Genomic DNA, 20919 nt, shown 5'->3' with positions numbered 1-20919 from the left:
AAAAGGAAGCCCATGGCAACGACCACACCAGCCGGTGTGCGGGGCTCACACGCCAAGCACGGAGGCGCCCCCGACGGCGCTCCGATGACGCACCGGCAGATCATGGAGGCCCTCTCCGGGCTGCTGCTCGGCATGTTCGTCGCGATCCTGTCGTCGACGATCGTCTCCAACGCCCTGCCCGAGATCATCGGCGACCTGGGCGGCGGCCAGTCCGCCTACACCTGGGTCGTCACCGCCGCGCTGCTGTCGATGACCGCGACGACGCCCCTGTGGGGCAAGCTCGCGGACCTCTACAGCAAGAAGGCGCTCGTCCAGATAGCGCTCGTCATCTACGTCCTGGGATCGGCCGCTGCGGGCCTGTCGCAGAACGCGGGCATGCTGATCGCCTGCCGCGTGGTCCAGGGCATCGGCGTGGGCGGTCTGTCCGCCCTCGCGCAGATCGTCATGGCCGCGATGATCTCCCCGCGTGAGCGCGGCCGGTACTCCGGCTACCTCGGAGCCACGTTCGCAGTCGCGACCGTCGGCGGCCCCCTGCTCGGCGGTGTCATCACCGACACGAGCTGGCTCGGCTGGCGCTGGTGCTTCTACGTGGGTGTCCCCTTCGCGATCATCGCGCTGTTCGTGCTGCAGAAGACCCTGCACCTGCCCGTCGTGAAACGGGACGTGAAGGTCGACTGGGCCGGTGCGTTCTTCATCTCCGCCGCGGTCTCGCTGCTGCTCCTCTGGGTCACCTTCGCGGGCGACAAGTACGACTGGGTATCGCCGCAGACGTACGCGATGGTCGGTGGCTCGATCGCGCTCGGACTGCTGTTCGTGCTCATCGAGTCGAAGGCCAAGGAGCCGATCATCCCGCTGCGGCTGTTCCGCAACCGGACCATCACGCTCTCCTCCATCGCCTCGCTCTTCGTGGGTGTCGCGATGTTCTCCGGCACCGTCTTCTTCAGCCAGTACTTCCAGCTGGCCCGGGACGAGTCACCGACCATGTCGGGTGTGCTGACGATCCCGATGATCGCCGGCCTGTTCATCTCCTCCACCGTCTCCGGTCAGGTCATCACCAAGACCGGCAAGTGGAAGGCCTGGCTGGTCGGCGGCGGCGTGCTCATCACGGCGGGCCTCGGCCTGCTGGGCACCATCCGGTACGACACGGACTACTGGAAGACCGGCGTCTTCATGGCGCTGCTGGGTCTCGGCATCGGCATGATGATGCAGAACCTGGTGCTCTCCACGCAGAACCAGGTGGCTCCCGAGGACCTGGGCGCGGCCAGCTCCACAGTGACCTTCTTCCGCTCCCTCGGCGGCGCGATGGGCGTCTCCGCGCTCGGTGCGGTGATGGCCAACCGGATCACCGGCTACGTCGAGGACGGCCTGACCGGCATCGACCCCAAGTACGGGGCCGCGGCCAGTGGGTCCAGCGGCAACATCCCGGACATGGACGCCCTGCCCGCACCGCTGCGCACGGTCATGGAGAGCGCGTACGGGCACGGCATCGCGGACGTCTTCCTGATCGCCGGCGCGGTGGCACTGATCGCCTTCTTCGTCACACTGTTCATCAAGGAGGTCCCGTTGCGTACGTCAGGCGGGCTGGCGCAGGCCGCCGAGGCCCAGGCAGAGGCCCAGGCGGAAGCCACGGCGGAGGCCACGACGGTCGCCGGGGCCGCCCCGACAGCGGCCGGCTCGACCGGGGTCTTCCCGGCCGAGGTCGATGAGCGCGTCCCGAGCTGGGCCGTCTCCGACACCGGTGCCGGTACCGGCAGCGGCAGCGGTGAGGGGACCGGGTCCCGGTCCGGGCCCGAGGGCACCCAGCGGCTCTCGGCGGTCGCCACACTGGAGCCCGGTACCGACTCCGGCGCGGGTTCCGGCTCCGGCTCCGGCGGGGTCCCGGTCCACGGGTTCGTTCGCGGCGCCGAGAGCGCGCCCGTGCCCCGGGCCGCCGTCACGCTGATCTCCCTCGCGGGCCGTCAGCTGGGCCGCTCGGTCGCACAGGCCGACGGCGCCTACGCGGTGGACGCGCCCGGCACGGGTTCGTACGTGCTGATCGCCTCCGCGGACGGGTTCCAGCCGCAGGCCTCGACGGTCGTCGTGAACGGTGAGCCGCTCGCGTACGACATCCTGCTGAGCGGCACGAGCGGGCTCTCCGGTGCGGTGAAGGCCGCCGAGAGCGGGAAGCCGGTCGTGGGCGCGATGGTCATCGTGACCGATGTGCGCGGCGACGTGCTGGCCACCGGGACCACCGGTGAGCAGGGCGAGTTCACCTTCGCCGAGCTGGTGCCCGGCGCCGTGACCGTCGCGGTGAACGCCGCCGGACACCGGCCCCGCGCCCTGCCCGTCGAGGTCGGCGGCACCGGGGTCACCCGGGTCGAGGTCGAGCTGACCTCCGGAGCACAGCTCCAGGGCGTCGTGCACGCACCCGCCGGTCCGCTGGACGACGCCCGGGTCACGCTCGTCGACGCGGCGGGCAACGTGGTCGGCACCGCCACCACCGGGGCGGACGGGGCGTACGCCTTCGCCGACCTGGACAACGGGGAGTACACGGTCATCGCGACCGGTTACCCGCCGGTGGCCACGGCACTGACCGTCAGCGGCGGCGGCACCGACGGCCACGACATCCGACTCGCCCACCCCGGCGAGTAGTCAGAAAGCCCCCGGCCCGTGGAGCGCGTTCAGGCCGACCAGGCCTGCCCAGGCGCGCTTCACGGGCCGGTTTCATGAGATGAGGTTGCTTGCAATGGGACTGACCGCGCGGATCCGTACGCGGGACGGCTGGGCCGTGTCGCACGCGGTCGTCACGGTGACCGACATGACGGGCACCCAGGTGGTGCGCGCCGAGGTGGACGAGGAAGGCACCGTACGGGACGACGTCGCGCTCGTACCCGGCGCGTACACCGTGATCGTCACGGCCGTCGGGTACGCACCCGTCGCGTCGAGCACCATCGTCACAGCGAGCGGCCGGGCCGAGATCGGCACCGTGACCCTCGTCCGGCAGGGCGGCACCGAGTTGCCGCCGCCCGGCCCCTGGACCGTGGACCCGGTTCACTCCTCCGTGGGAGCCGTCGCCCAGCACCTGGGGATCTCCAGCGTGCACGGCCGGTTCACCCAGTTCGCCGGCTCGATCGAGATCGCGCCGGACGAGGTCGCCAAGTCCCGTGTGGAGGCGGTGATCCGGGCCGACTCGATCGACACGGGCAACGCCATGCGCGACGGCCACCTGAAGTCGCCGGACTTCCTGGACGTCGAGCGCTACCCGGAGATCCGGTTCGTCTCGACGGGTCTCACCCCGGCCACCGGAAGCGACCGCTGGACGGTCCACGGCGAGCTGACCCTGCACGGAGTCGTACGCCCGGTCGACCTGTCGCTGGCCTACCTGGGCACGGGCGCCGACCCCTGGGGCGGAACCCGGGCGGCCTTCCGCGCCACCACGGAACTGCGCCGCGAGGACTTCGCGATGAACTACAACCAGGTCGTACAGGCGGGCATCGCCGCCATCGGCACGACCCTGAAGATCGAGCTGGACATCCAGGCCGTGCAGGGGGAGACGCTCCCGCAGGTGTAGTCCCGGCAGAGATAGGCCCCTCAGGCGTAAGCCTGGCGGGAACAGGGCCGGCGGGCTTGAGGCCTGGCAGGTGTTGGGCCGGTAGGTGCAGGGCCGGTGGGCATAGGCCCGGCAGAAGCAGGCATCGACAGGCGTAGGCCCCGCAGGAGCAGGCTCAGTGGTGGCCCAACGCCTAAGCTGCCCGTATGGCACCGAACATCGCGACGAACACCTCCGTATCGCTGGACGAGTTGCTGAACTTCGTACGTCCCCGTCACCGCGCCATCCTGCTGACCCGCAGGACGGACGGAAGTCCGCAGGGTTCGCCCCTGACCTGCGGGGTCGACGACTCGGGTCGCATCGTCGTCTCCACCTACCCCGAGCGCGCCAAGACCCGCAACGCCAAGCGCGACGACCGGGTCAGCCTCATCGTCCTGAGCGACGAGTGGAACGGCCCCTGGGTCCAGATCGACGGCACGGCCGAGGTGATCGACTCCCCGGACTCGGTCGAGCCGCTGGTCGAGTACTTCCGGAACATCTCGGGCGAGCACCCGGACTGGGACGAGTACCGGGAGGCCATGCTCAAGCAGGGCAAGTCGATCATCAGGATCACCCCCGGGAAGTGGGGCCCGGTGGCCACGGGCGGCTTCCCGGCGAAGTTGGCGGAGCAGGAGTGAACGGCGCGGTTTCCCAGGCCCTCACCGCTCCCCGCGAAGGACCACCGTCTCGATTCCCGTGATCATCAGATCCAGCGCGAAGTGGAAGTCCCGCTCGTACATCTCCTCGATCGTGCTGCCCCCGCGGGCCCGCATGATCTCTTTGGACTCCTCCAGCACTTCGTCGAGCTCAGGAGCCTGCCGCAGCGTGCTCAGGGCCTGCTGGAAGTACTCGTCCGGACTCATCCCCGCCCCGGCGGAGCGCAGCGTGAAGTGACCCTCCATCGTGCCGAAGCCGTACACGAACTGAAAGACGGCGGAGATGGCCCCCGCCAGCCGGTGCGTGGGCAGCCCCGTTCTGCGGATCACCCGTTGCACGGTGCGCGAGAAGGCAATCGATTGGGGCCCGATGTTGAGGAACGTCCCGGCGAGCGGTGACGCCCAGGGGTGCCGTACGAGAAGGGCCCGGTAGCCGGAGGCGAGCGCACGAAGCTGGTCCCGCCAGTCCTCGCCCGAGTCCGAGTCCGAGTCCGACTTCTGATCGGGGTCGAGGGCGAGGTCGGGGTCGGGATCCGGACTCAGACTCGGCAGCTCCAGTTCGCCGTAGACCGCGTCGAGCGCGAGCTCCAGGAGGTCGTCCTTGGTGTCCACGTACCAGTAGACGGACATCGCGGTCACGTTCAGCTCGGCGGCCAGCCGCCGCATGGAGAACTTGGCCAGCCCCTCCGCGTCGAGCAGCCGTACCGTGACCGCGGTGATCCGGTCCCGGTCGAGCGACGACGGCTGGCCGCCCCGGGTGCCACCACCTCGCGGGGCCTTGCCCTCCAGCCAGACACTGGTCCGCGCCGGGCGCTCGGCCCGGTCGGCTGCCCTCACCATGGCGCACCTTCCTCGGAACTCTTGAGAGGGGCGCCCCGGAACACCGAGGTCCCCCCACCCTGATGCTAAGCGGCCCTCACGTCCGCACCGCCACGACGGAGTCTTCCCTCTCCGCCCGCCGGAGCAACGCCGCAGCCAGGAGTCCGCCGAGCAGCACGGCCACCGCACCCACCAACTGGCTGGTCTCCAGGCCCGAGGAGAACGCGTCCGTGATCCGTGCCCGCTCGTCCGCCGACTCCGCGGAGGCCAGCGCCGCCGGCAACGAGGCCGCCATGACCGGGATCAGCGCGGCGAAGCGGGAGTTGAGAACCGCGCCAAGGACCGCCACGCCGAGGCCGACGCCGAATTCGCTGAGCGTGCCGTTCACGCCTGCCCCCACGCCCGCCTTCTCCGGAGGAATCGCGCTCATGATGGCGTTGGCCATGGCGGGCATGGCGACCGCGATGCCCGCGCCCATGACGACCAGGCCCAGCAGCATGCCGCCGTAGCCGCCGTCAGCGCCGCCGCCGAGCACCGCGATCGCGGCCAGGCCCGCCGACAGCATCGTCATACCGAGGGCGATGGTGGCCGGGGTACCCAGCTTGCCGACGATCCGGGCACCCACGCCGGTCAGGTTGAGGGCCACGACGGACAGGGCGAGCGGGGCGATGCGCAGACCGGCCTCCAACGGCCCGTAACCGAGGACGAACTGGAGGTGCTGGGTGAGCAGGAAGAGCGAACCGCCCATGCCGAAGGCGACCAGGATCGCGCCGGCGACGGCGCCGATGAAGCGCTGGTTGCGGAAGAAATGCATGTCCAGCATGGGGTGCGGGATGTTCAGCTCCCATCGGACGAAAGCCACGAGGACGGCGACACCGAGGCCGCCCGAGAGCAGCACCTGGAGCGAGGTCCAGCCGTGCTCGGGGCCCGAGATGATCGCGTAGACGACCGCGGCCATGCCGATCGTGGAGAGTACGGCGCCGAGCAGGTCGGGGCGGTCGCCCTGGGGGTTCTTGGACTCGGGGACCAGCTTGAGTACGGCGACCAGGGCGATGGCTGCCACGGGGAGGTTGATCAGGAAGATCGCGCCCCACCAGAAGTGTTCGAGCATGACGCCGCCGAGCAGCGGGCCCGCCGCAAAGCCGAGGGAGTTGACCGTCGACCAGAGGCCTATCGCCTTGACCCGCTCGGTGTCGTCGAAGATCTGCACGACGACGGCGAGGGTCGTGGTCATAAGGAGCGCGCCGCCGACGCCCATGCCCGCGCGGGCCGCGATGAGCTGCGTCGCGCTCTGGGCGAGCCCCGCGGTGAGCGAGCCGACGCCGAAGAGGACGAGACCCGCGGCGAGCATCTTCCTGCGGCCGTAACGGTCGGCCGCGCTGCCGGCGGTGAGCAGCAGGCCCGACTGAACCAGCGAGTACGCGTTGATCATCCACTGGATGTCCGCCGTGGACGCGTCCAACTCCTCTGTGAGGGAGGGGATCGCGACGTTGAGGACGGTGTTGTCGAGCAGCACGGTGAGCGTGGCGAGCAGGATCACACCGAGGATCAGCCAGCGCTGGGGGTGGGCTCGGCCTTGCGAGGTTGGCATGCCATACACCGTAGAACAGCTCCCATACGCTGTACAACGCAAAAAAAGGAGCGGCGGCCGAGGCGCTGTTGCCCGCCTCGGCCGCCGCTCCCTGTCACCGCCTCTGTGCCACCGCCCCTGTTCACCGCCCTCGGAAACCAGGGCAGGCCCTGGGACCTGCCCTGGGACTGCCCTAGGACGGCCCAGGATCTGTCCTAACTCGTCGGCTGCGTCAGGTCGTAGAGGGTGGACGAACCCACCGTCACCTCCTTGAAGTTCTCCTGCACCCACTCGCTGATCTTGGACGCGGTGCCGGAGTCGCTGCTGCCGCCACGGCCGCCCGTGGAGCCGGAGGAGATGAAGTAGTGGATCTTCTCCTCCGCCACGTACTTCTTGAACTGGGCCAGTGTCGGGGACGGATCGCTGCCGTTGAAGCCGCCGATCGCCATCACCGGGTCGCCGGTGGAGAGCTGGTAGCTCGCCGCGTTCTGCGCTCCGATGGCCGCTGCCGCCCAGGTGTAGTCCCCGGAATTCTTCGTCAGGAGCGCCTTGGCCTTGGAGCTGACCGCCGCGCCGTTGAGCAGACCGCCCATACCGCCGCCCCCGCCGCCCATGCCACCGCCGTCACCGGTGCCAGTGCCGCCGCCGGGCTGGGTCTGACCGTTCTGGCCGTTCTGACCCTTGCCGTTCTGCTGACCCTGCTGACCCTGCTGACCGTTGCCGTTCTGCTGGTTCTGGCCGCCGCCGGGGAAGCCGCCGGTCGGGGGCTGGCCCATACCGCCGCCCTGCTGGTTCCGGCCCGGCATACCGCCGCCACCGGGGCCGCCGGCCATGCCGCCACCGCCGCCGCCCGGACCGCCGCGACCGCCGGAGACCGAGGGCCCTGCCGTGACGATCGAACCGCTGTGGCCCTCGTTCAACGTGGTCAGCGTGTACGCCGTCGGGCCCGCGAGGGCCGCGACGAAACTGAGCCCGACGACGGCGAGGGACAGCCTGCGCCCCAGCCGCGAGAGGAAGATCAGGCCGAGCGCGGCGACCAGACCGCCCACCAGGACCAGCCACTTCAGCCAGGGCAGGTAGTCGGAGGAACGGTTCAGGAGGACGTACCCCCAGACCGCGGTGGCCGTCGTCCCGGCCGCCATGGTGAGCGAGATCCACATCCTGCCGCGCTCTTCCCACAGCACGCTCGCGCCCATGCCGACCACGGCGGCGACGTACGGGGCGAGGGCCACGGTGTAGTACTCGTGGAAGATGCCCTGCATGTAGCTGAAGACCACCATGGTGATCAGCAGCGAACCGCCCCAGGCGAGGAACGCGGCACGGGCCGTGTCGGTCCGCCGGGCCTTCCAGGTCAGGACGATGCCCGCGGCCAGCACGATCAGCGCGGCCGGGATCAGCCAGGAGATCTGACCGCCGATGGAGGAGCTGAACATCCGGTCCCAGCCGGTCTCGCCCCAGGCGCCGCCACCTGCGCCGCCTCCTCCGCCACCGCCGACGCTGCCCGTCTCCTCGCCGTTGATCCGGCCGAGTCCGTTGTAGCCAAAGGTCAGTTCGAGGAAGGAGTTGTTCTGCGAGCCGCCGATGTACGGGCGGGAGGAAGCGGGCCACAGCTCGACGGCGGCCACCCACCAGCCGCCCGCGACGATCATCGACAGGCCGGAGAGCAGCACCTGCCCGATGCGCTTGCGCAAGGTCGTCGGCGCGAAGACCACGTAGATGATCGCGAGGGGCGGCAGGATCAGGAAGGCCTGGAGGGTCTTCACCAGGAAGGCGAGACCGACGGCCGCGCCCGCCCAGACCAGCCACTTCGTCTGGGCCTTTTCCATGGCGCGCAGCACGCAGTAGACCGTGACGGCCATCAGGAGGGCGAGGGCCGCGTCCGGGTTGTTGAAGCGGAACATCAGCGCGGCGACGGGCGTGAGCGCGAACACCGCCATGGTGATGAAGCCGGCCGCGACCGTGAACCGGCGGCGCACGGCCCCGTACAGCACTCCGGCCGTGGCGACGGCCATGAGCACCTGCGGGAACAGGATCGCGAAGGAGTTCAGACCGAACAGCCGCACCGACAGGGCCATCGGCCACAGGGAGGCCGGGGGCTTGTCGACGGTGATGGCGTTGGCCGAGTCGAGCGAGCCGAAGAAGAAGGCCTTCCAGGACTGGCTGCCGGCCTGGGCGGCCGCGGAGTAGAAGGAGTTGGCGTACCCGGAGGCCGTGAGGTTCCAGGTGTAGAGCGCGCCGATCAGCAGCAGCGTGCCGAGGAACGCGGGGCGCACCCAGCGGTTGTCCTCGGGCCGCCCGCGCCACAGGCGGCGCGCGAAGGGCTGCTTGGGACTGCCGTCCTCGGGAGCGGCGGACTCCGCCGGATGGACCGGTTCAACCGGTTCCTGAACGGCTGTCGGGGCGGGCGGCCGCCAGTCGGGGCCGGCGGCCCCCGTACTCGGATGGTCGTGCTGAGTCGTCGTCATCGCGCGTACCCGTTCCCGTTCCCGTTCCTCGGATCGTGGTCGTGGTCGTGATCGTTCGGGCGCACCGGCTGCATCTGCATGGTCGCGTCCCCCCAGGTCTGGTGGTCGTACGAAGGACTGGTCGTGCCGTACGGAGCGGAAGTGGTCGTGCCGTAGGCCTCGGCACCCGGCGTGCTGTGGACGTACGGGGACTGCGGCACCGTCGCGTAGACGGGCGACGCGGTTCCGGTCGGCACGGGTGGGACGGGTGACACGGGCGGCCTGGCCGGCACGGCGGGTGCGCGCGAGGCGACGACGGTCGACGGTGACTCGTCGTGCCGGTCCGGGAACACCCAGGCCCGGAAGAGCAGGAACCGCAGCACGGTCGCCGCGAGGTTGGCGACGATCAGGACCGCCAGTTCGGTGGAGTGCGCCGGCTCGGTCGTCGCCGCGTTCAGGGCGGCGAGCGAGCCGCTGGTGAGGGCGAGTCCGATGCCGAAGACGACCAGGCCCTGCGCCTGGTGCCGCACCGCACCGTCCTTGCCCCGAACACCGAAGGTCAGGCGCCGGTTGGCCGCGGTGTTGGCGACCGCCGAGACGAGCAGGGCGAGGGCGTTGGCGACCTGCGACCCCGAGAACGTACGGAAGCCGCTGTAGAGCACCAGGTAGAACAGCGTGGACAGAGCACCCACGACACAGAACCCGACGAGCTGGCGGGCCAGGCCCTTCGGTACGCCGCTGATCTCGCGGTCGCGCGGGTCGTCGCCGAACGGCCGTGCGAGGCGGTCGAGCGCCAGCGAGCCGGTGGCGAGAGCGCGTCCCACGCGCCACACGCCCTTCAGGTCGTCGGTCGCGGTCTTCACGATGTGCACCGTCGAGTCCGGGTCGTCGACCCAGTCGACCGGCACCTCGTGGATGCGCAGCCCCGCCCGCTCGGCGAGGAGCAGCATCTCGGTGTCGAAGAACCACCCGGTGTCCTCCACCAGGGGCAGCAGCACCTGCGCGACATCGCGCCGGATCGCCTTGAAGCCGCACTGCGCGTCGGAGAACCGGGCCTGCAGCGAGCCCCGCAGGATCAGGTTGTACGTACGGGAGATGAGCTCCCGCTTGGCGCCCCGCACCACCCGCGAACTCCGCGCGAGCCGCGAGCCGATCGCCAGGTCCGAGTGACCGGAGATCAGCGGGGCGACCAGCGGAAGCAGCGCGTTGAGGTCGGTGGAGAGGTCGACGTCCATATAGGCGAGGACCGGGGCGTCCGAGGCGGACCAGACGGTACGCAGCGCCCGGCCGCGGCCCTTCTGCTCCAGCCGGTACGACCTGACCTCGGGAATCTCCGCCGCCAGCCGCGCCGCCACCACCGGAGTGGAGTCCGTGGACGCGTTGTCCGCGACGGTGATGCGGAACGCGTACGGGAAGGTGCGGGACAGGTGCTCATGCAGTCTGAGCACACACGGCTGGAGGTCCTTCTCCTCGTTGTAGACGGGGATCACTACGTCCAGTACAGGCGTACCGGCATTTCCGGCCGGGAGGTGCTCCCGCGCCGGCAGGTTGCCGGGAGAAGGTTCGGTTCGCATGACAACGACTGTCGTCAAGCGCCCTGTTGCACCCATGTGGTCGCACTGTGCTGTGCCTGTGAGTACGGTTGTGAATTCGTTTGAGAAATGAACGACTCATGAGAATGGGGCGCTTGAGGGGTCAGCGCGGGCAGATGCACGGTAAAGACGGTGTGCCCCGGCACGCTGTCGACGGTCACCGCACCGCCGTGCGCGGCCGCGACGGCCTGCACGATGGCGAGCCCGAGCCCCGTGGACCCGGAGGCACGCGAGCGCGACGAATCGCCCCGCGCGAACCGTTCGAAGACGTGCGGCAGAAGATCCGGCGGGATGCCCTGTCCGTCGTCCTGGACGTCCACGCACACCCAGGCTCCCTGGCGGCGCACACGCGCGGTCACCGTCGTACCCGGAGGTGTGTGCGTACGCGCATTCGCGAACAGGTTCACCATGACCTGCTGGACGCGGGCGGCGTCCGCCAGCACGAGTGCGGGTTCGTCGGGCAGTTCGAGCCGCCAGTTGTGCTCGCGCCCAGCTGCCCGGGCGTCACTCACGGCGTCCACGACCAGCGGGGAGAGGTCGGTGTGCTCGTAACTCAGCGGCCGTCCCGCGTCGAGGCGCGCGAGCAGCAGCAGGTCCTCGACGAGGCCCGTCATCCGCCCGGCCTCGGACTCGATCCGGCCCAGCGCGTGCCGGGTGTCGGGCCCGGTCTGCTCGCGTCCGCGTCTGGTCAGCTCGGCGTATCCGCGGATGGACGCCAGTGGCGTACGCAGCTCATGGCTCGCGTCCGCCACGAACTGCCGTACGCGCGTCTCGCTCTCCTGGCGCGCGTGCAGGGCGCCCTGGACATGGTCGAGCATGCGGTTGAGCGCGGCACCGACCTGCCCGACCTCCGTATGGGTATCGGTCTCGGACTCGGCGACCCGCTCGTTCAGGGTCACCTCACCGGTGTGGAGAGGCAGTTCGGAGACCCGGGTGGCGGTGGAGGCGACCTTGCGGAGGGGGCGGAGGGCGACGGTGACCAGGGCGGACCCGGCGATACCGGCGGCGACGAGGCCGGCCGTGGTGACACTCACCTCGACGAGAACCAGGGTGTTGATGGTGCTGGTGACCGATTCGGTGGGGAGGGCGACGTAGAAGTCGCCCTTGACACCGCTGGCGTACATGACGCGGTACTCGCCCATGCCCGGGATGTCGACAGTGTGCTTGCCGGTCTTGGGCACGGAGCCGAGCGCGGCCTTCACCGCCTCGCTGAGGTTCTTGGGGGCCATCCGGTCGAAGGCGCCGTCCGCGGACTTCTCCACGGCGACGACCGCCCTGGTGATCCCGCCGTTGTCGCCGACCTCGGCGGCGATGGTGTCCTTCTGTGTCCCCTTACGGACGAAGTCACCGAGCTTGTCGCCCGTCGAGGAGCCACCGGAGGAACCCGGAGACGAGCCGCCGTTCGGGTTCCTGGGCAACTCCTCCTCCGGCGGCGGACCCCCGGCACGATCGGCGGTGTCGGTGACCTGGCGGTCCAGCTGCGCGTACAAGTGCTGCTGCAACGCGATCGTCGTCACCGTACCGATCACCGCACACACCACCGCGATGAGCGCGACCGCCGAGACGACGAGCCGCGTCCGCAGGGTCCGAGGCTGCCGGCGCCGCTGCGCGCGCGGAACCCCGGACTGTCGGCGCCGCTGCGTCCGCGGCCGTCGTCGCCCGCTCACGACGCCGCTGGCTTGATCAGGTAACCGGCGCCGCGCCGGGTGTGGATCATCGGCTCACGGCCGGCGTCTATCTTGCGGCGCAGGTACGAGATGTAGAGCTCGACGACGTTGGCCTGCCCGCCGAAGTCGTACGACCACACGCGGTCGAGTATCTGCGCCTTGCTCAGCACCCGGCGCGGATTGCGCATCAGGAACCGCAGCAGCTCGAACTCGGTCGCGGTGAGGTGGATGCCGTCACCGGAACGCGACACCTCGTGGCTGTCCTCGTCCAGGGTGAGGTCACCGACGACGAGCACCGACTCGGAGCGACGGTCGGCGGCACCGGAACGGCGGATGAGCCCGCGCAGCCGCGCCACGACCTCTTCGAGGCTGAAGGGCTTGGTGACGTAGTCGTCGCCGCCGGCCGTCAGGCCCGCGATCCGGTCCTCGACCGCGTCCTTCGCGGTCAGGAAGAGAACGGGCACGTCGGGCATCTCCCGGCGCAGCCGCCCGAGGACGGCGAGACCGTCCATGTCGGGCAGCATCATGTCGAGAACGACAGCGTCGGGCCGGAACTCGCGCGCGGTCTGCACCGCACCGGTCCCGTCGGCCGCGCTGCGGATCTGCCAGCCTTCGTAGCGAAGGGCCATGGACAACAGCTCGGTGATCGACAGCTCGTCGTCCACCACAAGCACGCGGACGGGGCTCCCGTCCGGCCTCAGCAGTTCGGTGCGCCCCTGGGGCGAGGTCGTGGTCATAGCGCACACACTGATGGGCCGCGCTGAGAGCACGCTTTCGGGAAGCTGTGAATTCCCTGAGAAACCCACAGGCACCTCTCAGGGAACACTTTGGAACGCCGTGAAACGCCGCCTTGCCCTTCGCGGAGGAGCCGCAGACGCCAGCGGCACACCATGCTCGCCGTCGCCCTCGCCGTCACGGTCGCCGTCGGCGTTCTGCTCCCGCCCCTGGTCCTAGTCCTGGTCCTGGTCCTGGTCCTTGCCCCTGGTTTCGCGCCCGTTCCTCGCTTGCGCCAGCTCCTCACCTCACCTCACAGCCCGAACAGCCGCGCCCTGTTGTCGTGACAGACCGCCCGCAGCCACTTCTCCCCAGCCCGAGCCGCTCCAGCGAGTCCTCGTACTCCGGCATGCCCATGTGCGCGAACACCAGCCGCAGCCGCGTCGGCAGCAGCAGGTGCAGGTGCAGGTGCAGGTGCAGGACCGGCGACAGGCGCTCTTGACTGATGACTCATGTCGCCCACTCTCGGTCCGGCCGCCGTGCCGAGGCCAGAGCCTTTGTCAAAGGGGATCCGCAAGGGATCGATCACTCGACCATTCGGTCGCCCGCCTCAGAAAAGCCCTTCCTGAACCCCGCCGACCTCCCGCACAGGCACGGTGATCGCCCCCCGCTCAAGCCACTCAGCCCCCTCACTCCTCTCCCTCCCGCTCTCCGTCCCGCAAGCCGCTGTTCCGCCCGGCCCGGCCACCCCGGTCAGTTCCCACCCGGTCATGAGCCGCGTATCGAGCACGAAGACCCCCCGCCCGGTCCGAAGATGCAGATCGGGTCCAGCAGCGGCAACCAACTCCCCCCGCACGACACCGCCCGGCACAAGCTCCACGACGACGGCCACCGCCGACGCAAGCCCGTCGAGCCCGAACGCGCCCGCGTGATCGACGGCCTCGAACGGCATCCGCTCCAAAGCCTCCGGCCACCCGCCCAGCCCCACGGCCCGCGCGTGCAGCTCCCGAATCTCCGCCTCCCGTGCCGCCGCCTCCGGCAGCGCGCTCCGTACGGCCCGCTTGGCGTCGTACGCGATCCGGTCCGGCACTCCCAACACCGTACGCAGCAACTCCTCACTGCGCCGGGCGGACATCAACGGCCCCCGCCCCAGCCAGGTGAAGGCGACGGCTCCCTGCTCCAGCAACCGGGCCGACCCGCGCTCGACGGCGGTGATGCCGACCTTGACCATCCCGGGTCCGAACCACGCCAGATAGACGGAGTAGGGCCGGGGGTCGTCGGCGATGGTGTCCGCGGCGACGGAATGGGACCGGTCCAGCCGTGCACACTCCTCGCACCGGCCACCGACACTCCGCCCGGACAGCGCGGACCCCAAGGGACAGCTGTGCCCGCGCGCCCCCACACACCGCCGCGCACCCCCGCCCACGACGGCGAACGCAACCTGCTTCCCCCACGGCAACGCACTGCGACACCCCCCGTCCCACGTCAGCACGGGCTCACACCCGACCCACCAAAGCCCCGTGCACTTCCACACTTGTGCCATCACTCAAGAGCGTAGAGGCCGCCACTGACAACGCGACTACTACCGGTGACCAACGGACCTGCGGGTCTCCGGACCTGCGGGCCAGCGATCCAACGTCAGCCGACGAGGTCCGCCAAAACCCGACACCCCGAGCCCCGGCGGCACCCGAGGCCAAGGGGCGGTCCCTGATGCGCCCTCAACGGAAGAAGCCCCGGACTCATCGTCCCGGGGCTTCTCAACTGTGTGCACTCGGCAGGATTCGAACCTGCAACCTTCTGATCCGTAGTCAGATGCTCTATCCGTTAAGCTACGAGTGCTTGCGTGTTCTGTTGTGTTCGCTCTTCCTTCCGGGCTTTTCTTCCCGGTCGGCGTTGCGGGAACAACATTACATGACTGGCGGCGTGAGGCGAAATCCGTTTGCCAGACCTGACCTGACCTGCGGAAACGGCCAGAATACGGCCCCCGAGCACAGTCCTGCGGAGCGCCCGTAACGATCAAGGAACAGTCGAAGCCCCGGTCATGGATGACCGGGGCTTCGTGACCTTCTGCGGAGGCGGAGGGATTTGAACCCTCGATGGGATTTGCGTCCCAAACCGCATTAGCAGTGCGGCGCCATAGACCGGACTAGGCGACGCCTCCAGCACAACCACCCCGCGCGAGCGCGAAATGGTGCGTGCAGATGATGACACAGCCGAGCGGGCTGTCACCAATCGCCCCCTACGGTACTAGGCGGAAAGGCCCGGGGGCAAAGCCCCCCGCCTGCGGCGCAACGTCACGGAGCGGACGGCGTTAGAGCAGTGGGGCACCCGCCCCGACAAAGAGCCGCCGGAGATCCGACCGACAGAGGAAGGAGGAGTCCGAAGCCACTTCGAAGCTCCTCGATCCTCACGAAACCGGCCGCACCCCGTGGAGCCCCCCATGCTGCGTCGCATCGCCCTAACCGTCGCCACCTCCGCCGTCGCGTCCTTCGCCGCGTTGTCCGCCGCGCCGTCACTCGCGTACGCCGACTCGTTCCCCCTCATGCCGCTCATGCCGCTGCCCGTGAGCGGTGCGGATGGTGCCGATCACCTCACGGTGACGGTGAGCAAGGCGGGTGAAGGACGGGACGGCACGTTCCAGCTCGACTGCCATCCGGGGGGTGGCAGTCATCCCGACGTCCGGGCCGCCTGCGAGCAGTTGGACCGGAGCACCTCTTGGGGCAAGAGCCCGTTCGCGCCGGCGCGGGAAGGCGGGATGTGCACCATGCAGTACGGCGGTGCGGCCACCGCGCACGTCACGGGCACCTGGGCAGGCCGACCCGTCGACGCGACGTACCAGCGCAGTGACGGGTGCGAGATCGCCCGCTGGAACGCTCTCGTCCCCGTACTTCCGGATCTCGGAGCGTAGGCAGGGATCAGCAGGGGGTTCATAGGTTCATGGGTCCAGAGGTCCGGAGGGGCCGCTGGTTCGGTCATCGAGCGGGGCGCGCCCACACGGTCACAGGTTCTCCGTGTCTTCTGCGTGCGTTCTGCTTCCCCCCTACGTGCGACCTCCCTCTCATCCGGCGCCGCGAGCGCAACCACTGCCCGTAGACTCCCTCGCGTGACACGTCGCGGCCCCGTTGGCAAGATGGCTACCGCGGTCGGCAAGGTGCGGTAACAGGGAGGAAGCGTCTCGTGAGCAGCAGGCCATCCCGAGGCGCTGCTCGCCTCGCAGCCATACTCGACGCGCTTCCCGACGCGTTGGTGCTGGTCAACGCCAACGGAACGGTCGTCAACGCCAACACCATCGCCCTGGAAACCTTCGAGGCCCCGGGCACCGCTCTCGTAGGGCGCGGACTGCTCGATCTGCTGCCGCAGTTCGACTCCCGGCTCATCCCCGGCACGATGCGGCGGCCCGAGACCGTCGACGAGAGCGGCCGCACCCGGCCCACTCGGATGATCGCCCGCCGCACCGACGGCAGCGAGTTCCCGGTCGAGGTCACGAGCGCGAACCTGGAGGACGGGCAGCAGGCGTACGACGCTTACGGCTACACAGGCGATGAGCTGCTGATGCTCGTCGTACGCGACCTCTCCGGCACCGTCGACACGGAGGCGGAGCTCGCGCGTTCGCAGCGCCAGACGGAGATGATCCTGCGTGCCGCCTCCGAGGGCGTGGTGGGCACGGACACCGAGGGACGGGTCGTTCTCGTCAACCCGGCCGCCGCCCAGATACTCGGTTTCCGGGCCAGCGACCTGGGCGGGCAGGAGCTGCACCCGCTGATGCTGCACTCGCGCGCGGACGGCGAGCCCTTCCCGTACGAGGAGTCCCCGCTCGCCGACACTCTGCGCTCCGGTCGCAAGCACCGGGTGCGCGGACAAGTGCTGTGGTCCAAGAGCGGCGACAGGGTGCCGGTCGACCTGACCACTGCCCCGGTGCGGGACGGCGACCAGCTCGTCGGGGCCGTGATGACCTTCACGGACCGGCGGCAGTACGACGCGCTCGCCGAGGAGAAGGACACCGAGGCCGAGCGGCATCGGCAGGAACTCGCGCGGGCCTCCGAGGCACACGCCGAGGAGCTGGCCTCGCTCGGGGAGGAGCACACCAGAACGCTCGCCGAGCTGCGCGATCAGCACGAGGAAGAGCTGGCCGCCGGAGACGACCGGTACGCGGCCCTCGCCGAGCGCGAGAAGGACCGTTACGAGGCTCTGTCCGCGCGGCACGAGCAGCTCCTCGCGGTTCTGGGGCGTTCCCTGCGCGGGCCGCTCGACCAGCTGCGCGGCGAACTCGCGTCCCTCGCCGCGGACGACGCCGGGCAGTTGTGGCCCGAGGCCAACCAGGTGCTGCACCACCTCTCGGCCGGCTACTCACGCATCACCACACTCGTCGACAACGTGCTCTCGTACCAGCGCCTCGATTCCGGCTCGGAGGACGTCACCCGTACGAAAGTGATGCTGGACGCGGTCGTCGCCGCCGGTGTCGACGGGGCGGTCGAGCTGATCGGACCCGGGCGGGTGCAGTTCGCCGTGCACGCGCCCCCCATCGAGGCCGAGGTCGACCCGCAGCGGCTCGCGACCGCGCTCGCGCATCTCATCGCGGACGTCGCCGGCGTCGACTCCACCGGCAACTCACCGGTTTCGGCCGGCGGCTACATGGACAACACGGTCGTCGTGGCGGCCGCGCAGCGCGGTGAGGGCGTACGGATCGAGGTGCGCGGGCCGTACGCCGGGGGAGACCCGGTGCACGAGCCGATCGTGCGCGGAATCGTGCGCGCACACGGCGGAGTACTGCAGACGCACGAGGTCCCCGGGATGAGCGGCAGCGCGTTCGTTCTCGAAGTTCCCATCGGGGGCGGGGCCGGGTCGGTTCCCGCTGCCGCTTCGGGTGCGGGCGGGGTTTCGGGTCCGGGCGGCGGTTCGCCTGTGGGAGCGGGAGCGGGCTCCCGTGAGGTCGGTTCCGCGCTCGCGTTGCCCGAGCAGGCTTCCCCGCAGAGCGGGCGGCGGCGGGCCCGGCGCGCGTCCGTCGACGCGTTCCTGGAGAGCGAGGTCGGACCCTCCACGCAGACGGCCGTGCCCACCGGTCGGCGCAGGCGTGCTGGGGCGGACGGAGGACAGCTGGCGCTGCCGGCTCAGGCTTCCGTGGACGAGAGTGGTTCCGAGGGCAACGGTGGAACCGGGCGGCGGCGTGCGCGGCCGAGTCCCGCCGGGGACGGCGGGTTCCCCCAAGACGGTGGGGTCTCCGAGGGCGCGGTCGTGACCGCCGCCGAGCATGCGGCCGGTGCCGGTGCCGCGGCCACGGGACTCGGGCAGACCGTGCCTCCGCAGGGCGTGCCCGCGCCCGCCGACGGACGGCGCGCGCGCCAGGACGGCGGCCGACAGGCCCTGCCGGCCGCACTGCCCGCGGCGCCTTCTCCCTCATTGGACGCTGGTACGGGTACCCGTGAGGGTGCAGGGGCGGCCGGGAACGCCGACGGTGGCGGAGTTCAGCCGACCGGACGGCGTCGGCGTGCGCTGGCCGCCGCGGCGGAACGTGCGGCAGCCCAGGACGCAGGGCCGCGCGCGGTGTTCGCGCTGCCGCCCGCCGAGGCGGACCGCTCTCCCGAGCACGCCGCCCAGCACGCCGAGAGCCACGGCCAGGCACCCGCCCAGTCCACCGGCGGGCGCCATGACGTGGCCCTGCACGACGCCGCCGACGATCACACCCCGCCCCAACCGCATCCGGTGCAGGCGCCCAGCGGGCGCCGACGGGCTCGGCAGGGAACGGACGAGGCTGTAGGCACAGGCAAGGGCGTAGGCGTAGGTGACGCGACGACCGCTGCAGCACCGGGGGTTCCTGGGCAGTCGGGTTTGACGCAGGGGGCTCAGCCCGTTCCGCCCTCGCCCGGTATGCCTGGGCCGGCCGTGCCCGTTCCCGGTCCGGGGCTGCCTGGACAGGGAGTTCTCGGGCAGGGGCAGGCACTTCCCTCACAGGGCCCTTCGGGCCAGATGGTTCCCGGGCAGGGCATGCCGGGACAGCCGAGCCCCGTGCAGAACGCTCCCGGGCAACAGCCCATGCCGGGTCATCTGCCCCCCGCGCAAGCCGTCCCCTCGGACGGCGCGCCTGCTCAGCCTGCCTCTGGACAGCCCGCCCCGGGACACCCCGCGCCCGTACCTGCCCAGGGAACCGCGGGACAGGCCGTCTCCCCGCAGGGCATCTCCCAGCCAGGCGCTCCGGGTCAGACCCTCCCGCCGCAGGCGGTACCCGCCCCCGGGGCTCTTCCGCCACAGGCAGTCCCCGGGCAACCCATTCCTGGGCAGGCCGCCCCCTCCGGTCTCGCAGGGCCTGCGGCGCCCGCAGTGGCCGAGGAGTCCGCAGGCCAGGGGGGAGTCCCGCATCCCAGCACGCCTGCCCAGGGCAATCCCGCCGCCACGGGGCCCACCCAGCCGCAACCGCAACCGCAGATCCAACCTCAAATGACCGCGGCCGAGGCTCCGGCCGGGGACACAGCCGTGCCCGCTCAGCCGTGGCCCGGCTCGGCCGACAGCTCCGGCACCGGCACCGGCATGCCCGTACAGCCGGAGACCGCTGCGGCGCCCCAGCAGTGGCCGGGCACAGCCAACACGTCTGCTGCCTCGGAGCCCGCACCGGCCCCGGAGCAGCCGCGCGCCGCGCAGCCCCTTCCCGCCGAGGCCGCGGCGCCGCCCGTCGACCCCAACTCGACCCAGGGCCAGGCGATCAGCGTCCGTACGCTCGGGCAGGGCGTCCCGTTCGGCCGCCGCATGATCGACGCCCAGCAGCCCAGGCCCGGACGGGCGGCGTCTCCCGCCCCCGCGGCCCAGGCCCAGGGGCAGCCCACGGCGCCGACGGGAGCCGCGCCCCGGCCCCAGGCGCCCACGCCTCCCCCGCACTCGACCAACGGTTCCGGCCGGCGCCGTAAGCTCGGCACCCGCCCCGAGCCCGTCGCCGAGCAGGCGGACTCGGCGGCACGCTCGCACCCGGGGGCCGGTGGGCAGCAGTCCCGGCTCGCCCACGCCACCGAGGGCACCGGCCGGTCGTACGCCATAGGGGCCCCCGACGAGAACGCCGACGAAGGCCCTGAGCCGCTCGACGGCCCCGGCGGCGCGGTGGAAGTCGCGAACCAGCCCCACCCGCAGCCGATGGACGACGAACTGCCCCCGGAGCCACTGGACAACCCACGCCGGCTGCTGGTCTGGCCCGCGCCGGACATCACCACTCAGCAGGCGCTGAGCGACCGCGGCTACCGACCCGTCATCGTGCACTCGCGCGAGGAGGTCGACGCGCAGATCGCCGCCTTCCCGGCCGCGCTGTTCGTCGACCCGCTCACCGGCCCGATCACGCGCACGGCGCTCCAGTCGCTGCGTCAGGCCGCCGTCGCCGCCGAGGTACCAGTCCTGGTGACGGCGGGCCTCGGCCAGGCGACACGCGAGGCGGCGTACGGTGCCGACCCCGCCGTACTCCTCAAGGCGTTGGCGCCGCGCGACAGTGAGCAGCATCCGCCGCGCGTTCTCCTCATCGAGGAGCACGCCGAGATCGCGCTCGCGCTGACCTCGACGCTGGAGCGGCGCGGGATGCAGGTCGCACGGGCCTCGTCCGACGAGGACGCGGTCACGCTGGCCGGGCAGATGCGGCCGAACCTGGTGGTGATGGACCTGATGCAGGTACGCAGCCGACGCGCCGGGATCGTCGACTGGCTGCGCGCGAACGGCCAGCTCAACCGCACCCCGCTCGTCGTCTACACCGCAGCCGTCGACCAGACCGAACTGCCGCGCCTGGCGGCGGGGGAGACGGTGCTGTTCCTGGCCGAGCGGTCGACGAGTGTCGAGGTGCAGGACCGGATCGTGGACTTGCTGGCCCGGATCGGCACGAACTAGAACGTCCGCACGTGCGGGTGGGGCGGTGTTTCACGTGA

General features: G+C 70.8%; 13 protein-coding genes and 2 tRNA genes. 6 read left to right on the top strand and 9 right to left on the bottom strand.

Translation table 11 applies throughout. The features are described from left to right. Positions 1 to 12: 12 nt before the first annotated feature. The 3 genes from AB0D14_RS12855 to AB0D14_RS12845 all read left to right on the top strand — a co-directional run bounded on the left by AB0D14_RS12855 (position 13) and on the right by AB0D14_RS12845 (position 4206). Positions 13 to 2631: an MFS transporter gene (locus AB0D14_RS12855; protein WP_362777707.1), complete on the top strand. Its 2619-nt coding sequence runs from the start codon at positions 13 to 15 to the stop codon at positions 2629 to 2631. 94 nt (positions 2632 to 2725) lie between these two features. Further along, positions 2726 to 3550: a YceI family protein gene (locus AB0D14_RS12850; protein WP_362777705.1), complete on the top strand. Its 825-nt coding sequence runs from the start codon at positions 2726 to 2728 to the stop codon at positions 3548 to 3550. Between the two features lie 185 nt (positions 3551 to 3735). After that, the gene (locus tag AB0D14_RS12845; protein WP_362777702.1) at positions 3736 to 4206 is read left to right on the top strand and encodes a PPOX class F420-dependent oxidoreductase; all 471 of its coding nucleotides are present in this window, start codon (positions 3736 to 3738) and stop codon (positions 4204 to 4206) included. Positions 4207 to 4227: 21 nt separating this feature from the next. Here AB0D14_RS12845 and AB0D14_RS12840 read toward each other — a convergent pair whose 3' ends face one another. The 6 genes from AB0D14_RS12840 to AB0D14_RS12815 form a co-directional block, all read right to left on the bottom strand. Continuing rightward, positions 4228 to 5064, bottom strand: a complete 837-nt coding sequence (locus AB0D14_RS12840) for a TetR/AcrR family transcriptional regulator (protein WP_362777701.1) — start codon at positions 5062 to 5064, stop codon at positions 4228 to 4230. A 76-nt stretch (positions 5065 to 5140) separates the two neighbouring features. Beyond that, positions 5141 to 6634 (bottom strand): MFS transporter, encoded by a 1494-nt coding sequence (locus tag AB0D14_RS12835; protein ID WP_362777699.1) that lies wholly within the window; start codon positions 6632 to 6634, stop codon positions 5141 to 5143. A 194-nt stretch (positions 6635 to 6828) separates the two neighbouring features. Continuing rightward, complete coding sequence (locus AB0D14_RS12830) at positions 6829 to 9078, bottom strand: glycosyltransferase family 39 protein (RefSeq protein ID WP_362777697.1); 2250 nt, start codon at positions 9076 to 9078, stop codon at positions 6829 to 6831. Next, complete coding sequence (locus AB0D14_RS12825) at positions 9075 to 10631, bottom strand: bifunctional glycosyltransferase family 2/GtrA family protein (RefSeq protein ID WP_362777695.1); 1557 nt, start codon at positions 10629 to 10631, stop codon at positions 9075 to 9077. The genes AB0D14_RS12830 and AB0D14_RS12825 overlap by 4 nt, the downstream gene beginning before the upstream one ends. Before the next feature lie 14 nt (positions 10632 to 10645). Next, the gene (locus AB0D14_RS12820) at positions 10646 to 12316 is read right to left on the bottom strand and encodes a HAMP domain-containing sensor histidine kinase (protein WP_362777693.1); all 1671 of its coding nucleotides are present in this window, start codon (positions 12314 to 12316) and stop codon (positions 10646 to 10648) included. Then, positions 12313 to 13053, bottom strand: coding sequence for a response regulator transcription factor (locus AB0D14_RS12815; RefSeq protein ID WP_362777690.1), 741 nt, complete (start codon positions 13051 to 13053; stop codon positions 12313 to 12315). Before AB0D14_RS12815 ends, AB0D14_RS12820 begins: the two co-directional genes overlap by 4 nt. Before the next feature lie 153 nt (positions 13054 to 13206). Between AB0D14_RS12815 and AB0D14_RS12810 the strand changes: the two genes are divergently transcribed. Beyond that, the gene (locus AB0D14_RS12810; protein WP_362777689.1) at positions 13207 to 13377 is read left to right on the top strand and encodes a hypothetical protein; all 171 of its coding nucleotides are present in this window, start codon (positions 13207 to 13209) and stop codon (positions 13375 to 13377) included. A 263-nt stretch (positions 13378 to 13640) separates the two neighbouring features. On the opposite strand, the gene AB0D14_RS12805 is transcribed toward AB0D14_RS12810, so the two are convergent. The 3 genes from AB0D14_RS12805 to AB0D14_RS12795 form a co-directional block, all read right to left on the bottom strand. Beyond that, positions 13641 to 14573, bottom strand: a complete 933-nt coding sequence (locus tag AB0D14_RS12805) for a DUF2797 domain-containing protein (RefSeq protein ID WP_362777687.1) — start codon at positions 14571 to 14573, stop codon at positions 13641 to 13643. Between the two features lie 223 nt (positions 14574 to 14796). Further along, positions 14797 to 14869: transfer RNA gene (locus tag AB0D14_RS12800), tRNA-Arg, on the bottom strand. 231 nt (positions 14870 to 15100) lie between these two features. Beyond that, positions 15101 to 15191 (bottom strand) — tRNA-Ser (locus AB0D14_RS12795). Positions 15192 to 15470: 279 nt separating this feature from the next. Here AB0D14_RS12795 and AB0D14_RS12790 point away from each other — a divergent pair. Together AB0D14_RS12790 and AB0D14_RS12785 are read left to right on the top strand one after the other, a co-directional pair. Next, positions 15471 to 15938 (top strand): SSI family serine proteinase inhibitor, encoded by a 468-nt coding sequence (locus AB0D14_RS12790; protein WP_362777684.1) that lies wholly within the window; start codon positions 15471 to 15473, stop codon positions 15936 to 15938. A gap of 269 nt (positions 15939 to 16207) precedes the next feature. Beyond that, positions 16208 to 20881, top strand: a complete 4674-nt coding sequence (locus AB0D14_RS12785) for a PAS domain-containing protein (protein WP_362777682.1) — start codon at positions 16208 to 16210, stop codon at positions 20879 to 20881. The last annotated feature ends 38 nt before the right edge of the window (positions 20882 to 20919 follow it).

This window comes from Streptomyces sp. NPDC048484 (assembly GCF_040651415.1).
Lineage (GTDB): Bacteria > Actinomycetota > Actinomycetes > Streptomycetales > Streptomycetaceae > Streptomyces.
The sequence above is the reverse complement of the archived record's forward strand: the minus strand, read 5'-3'. Positions and strand labels throughout refer to the sequence as shown.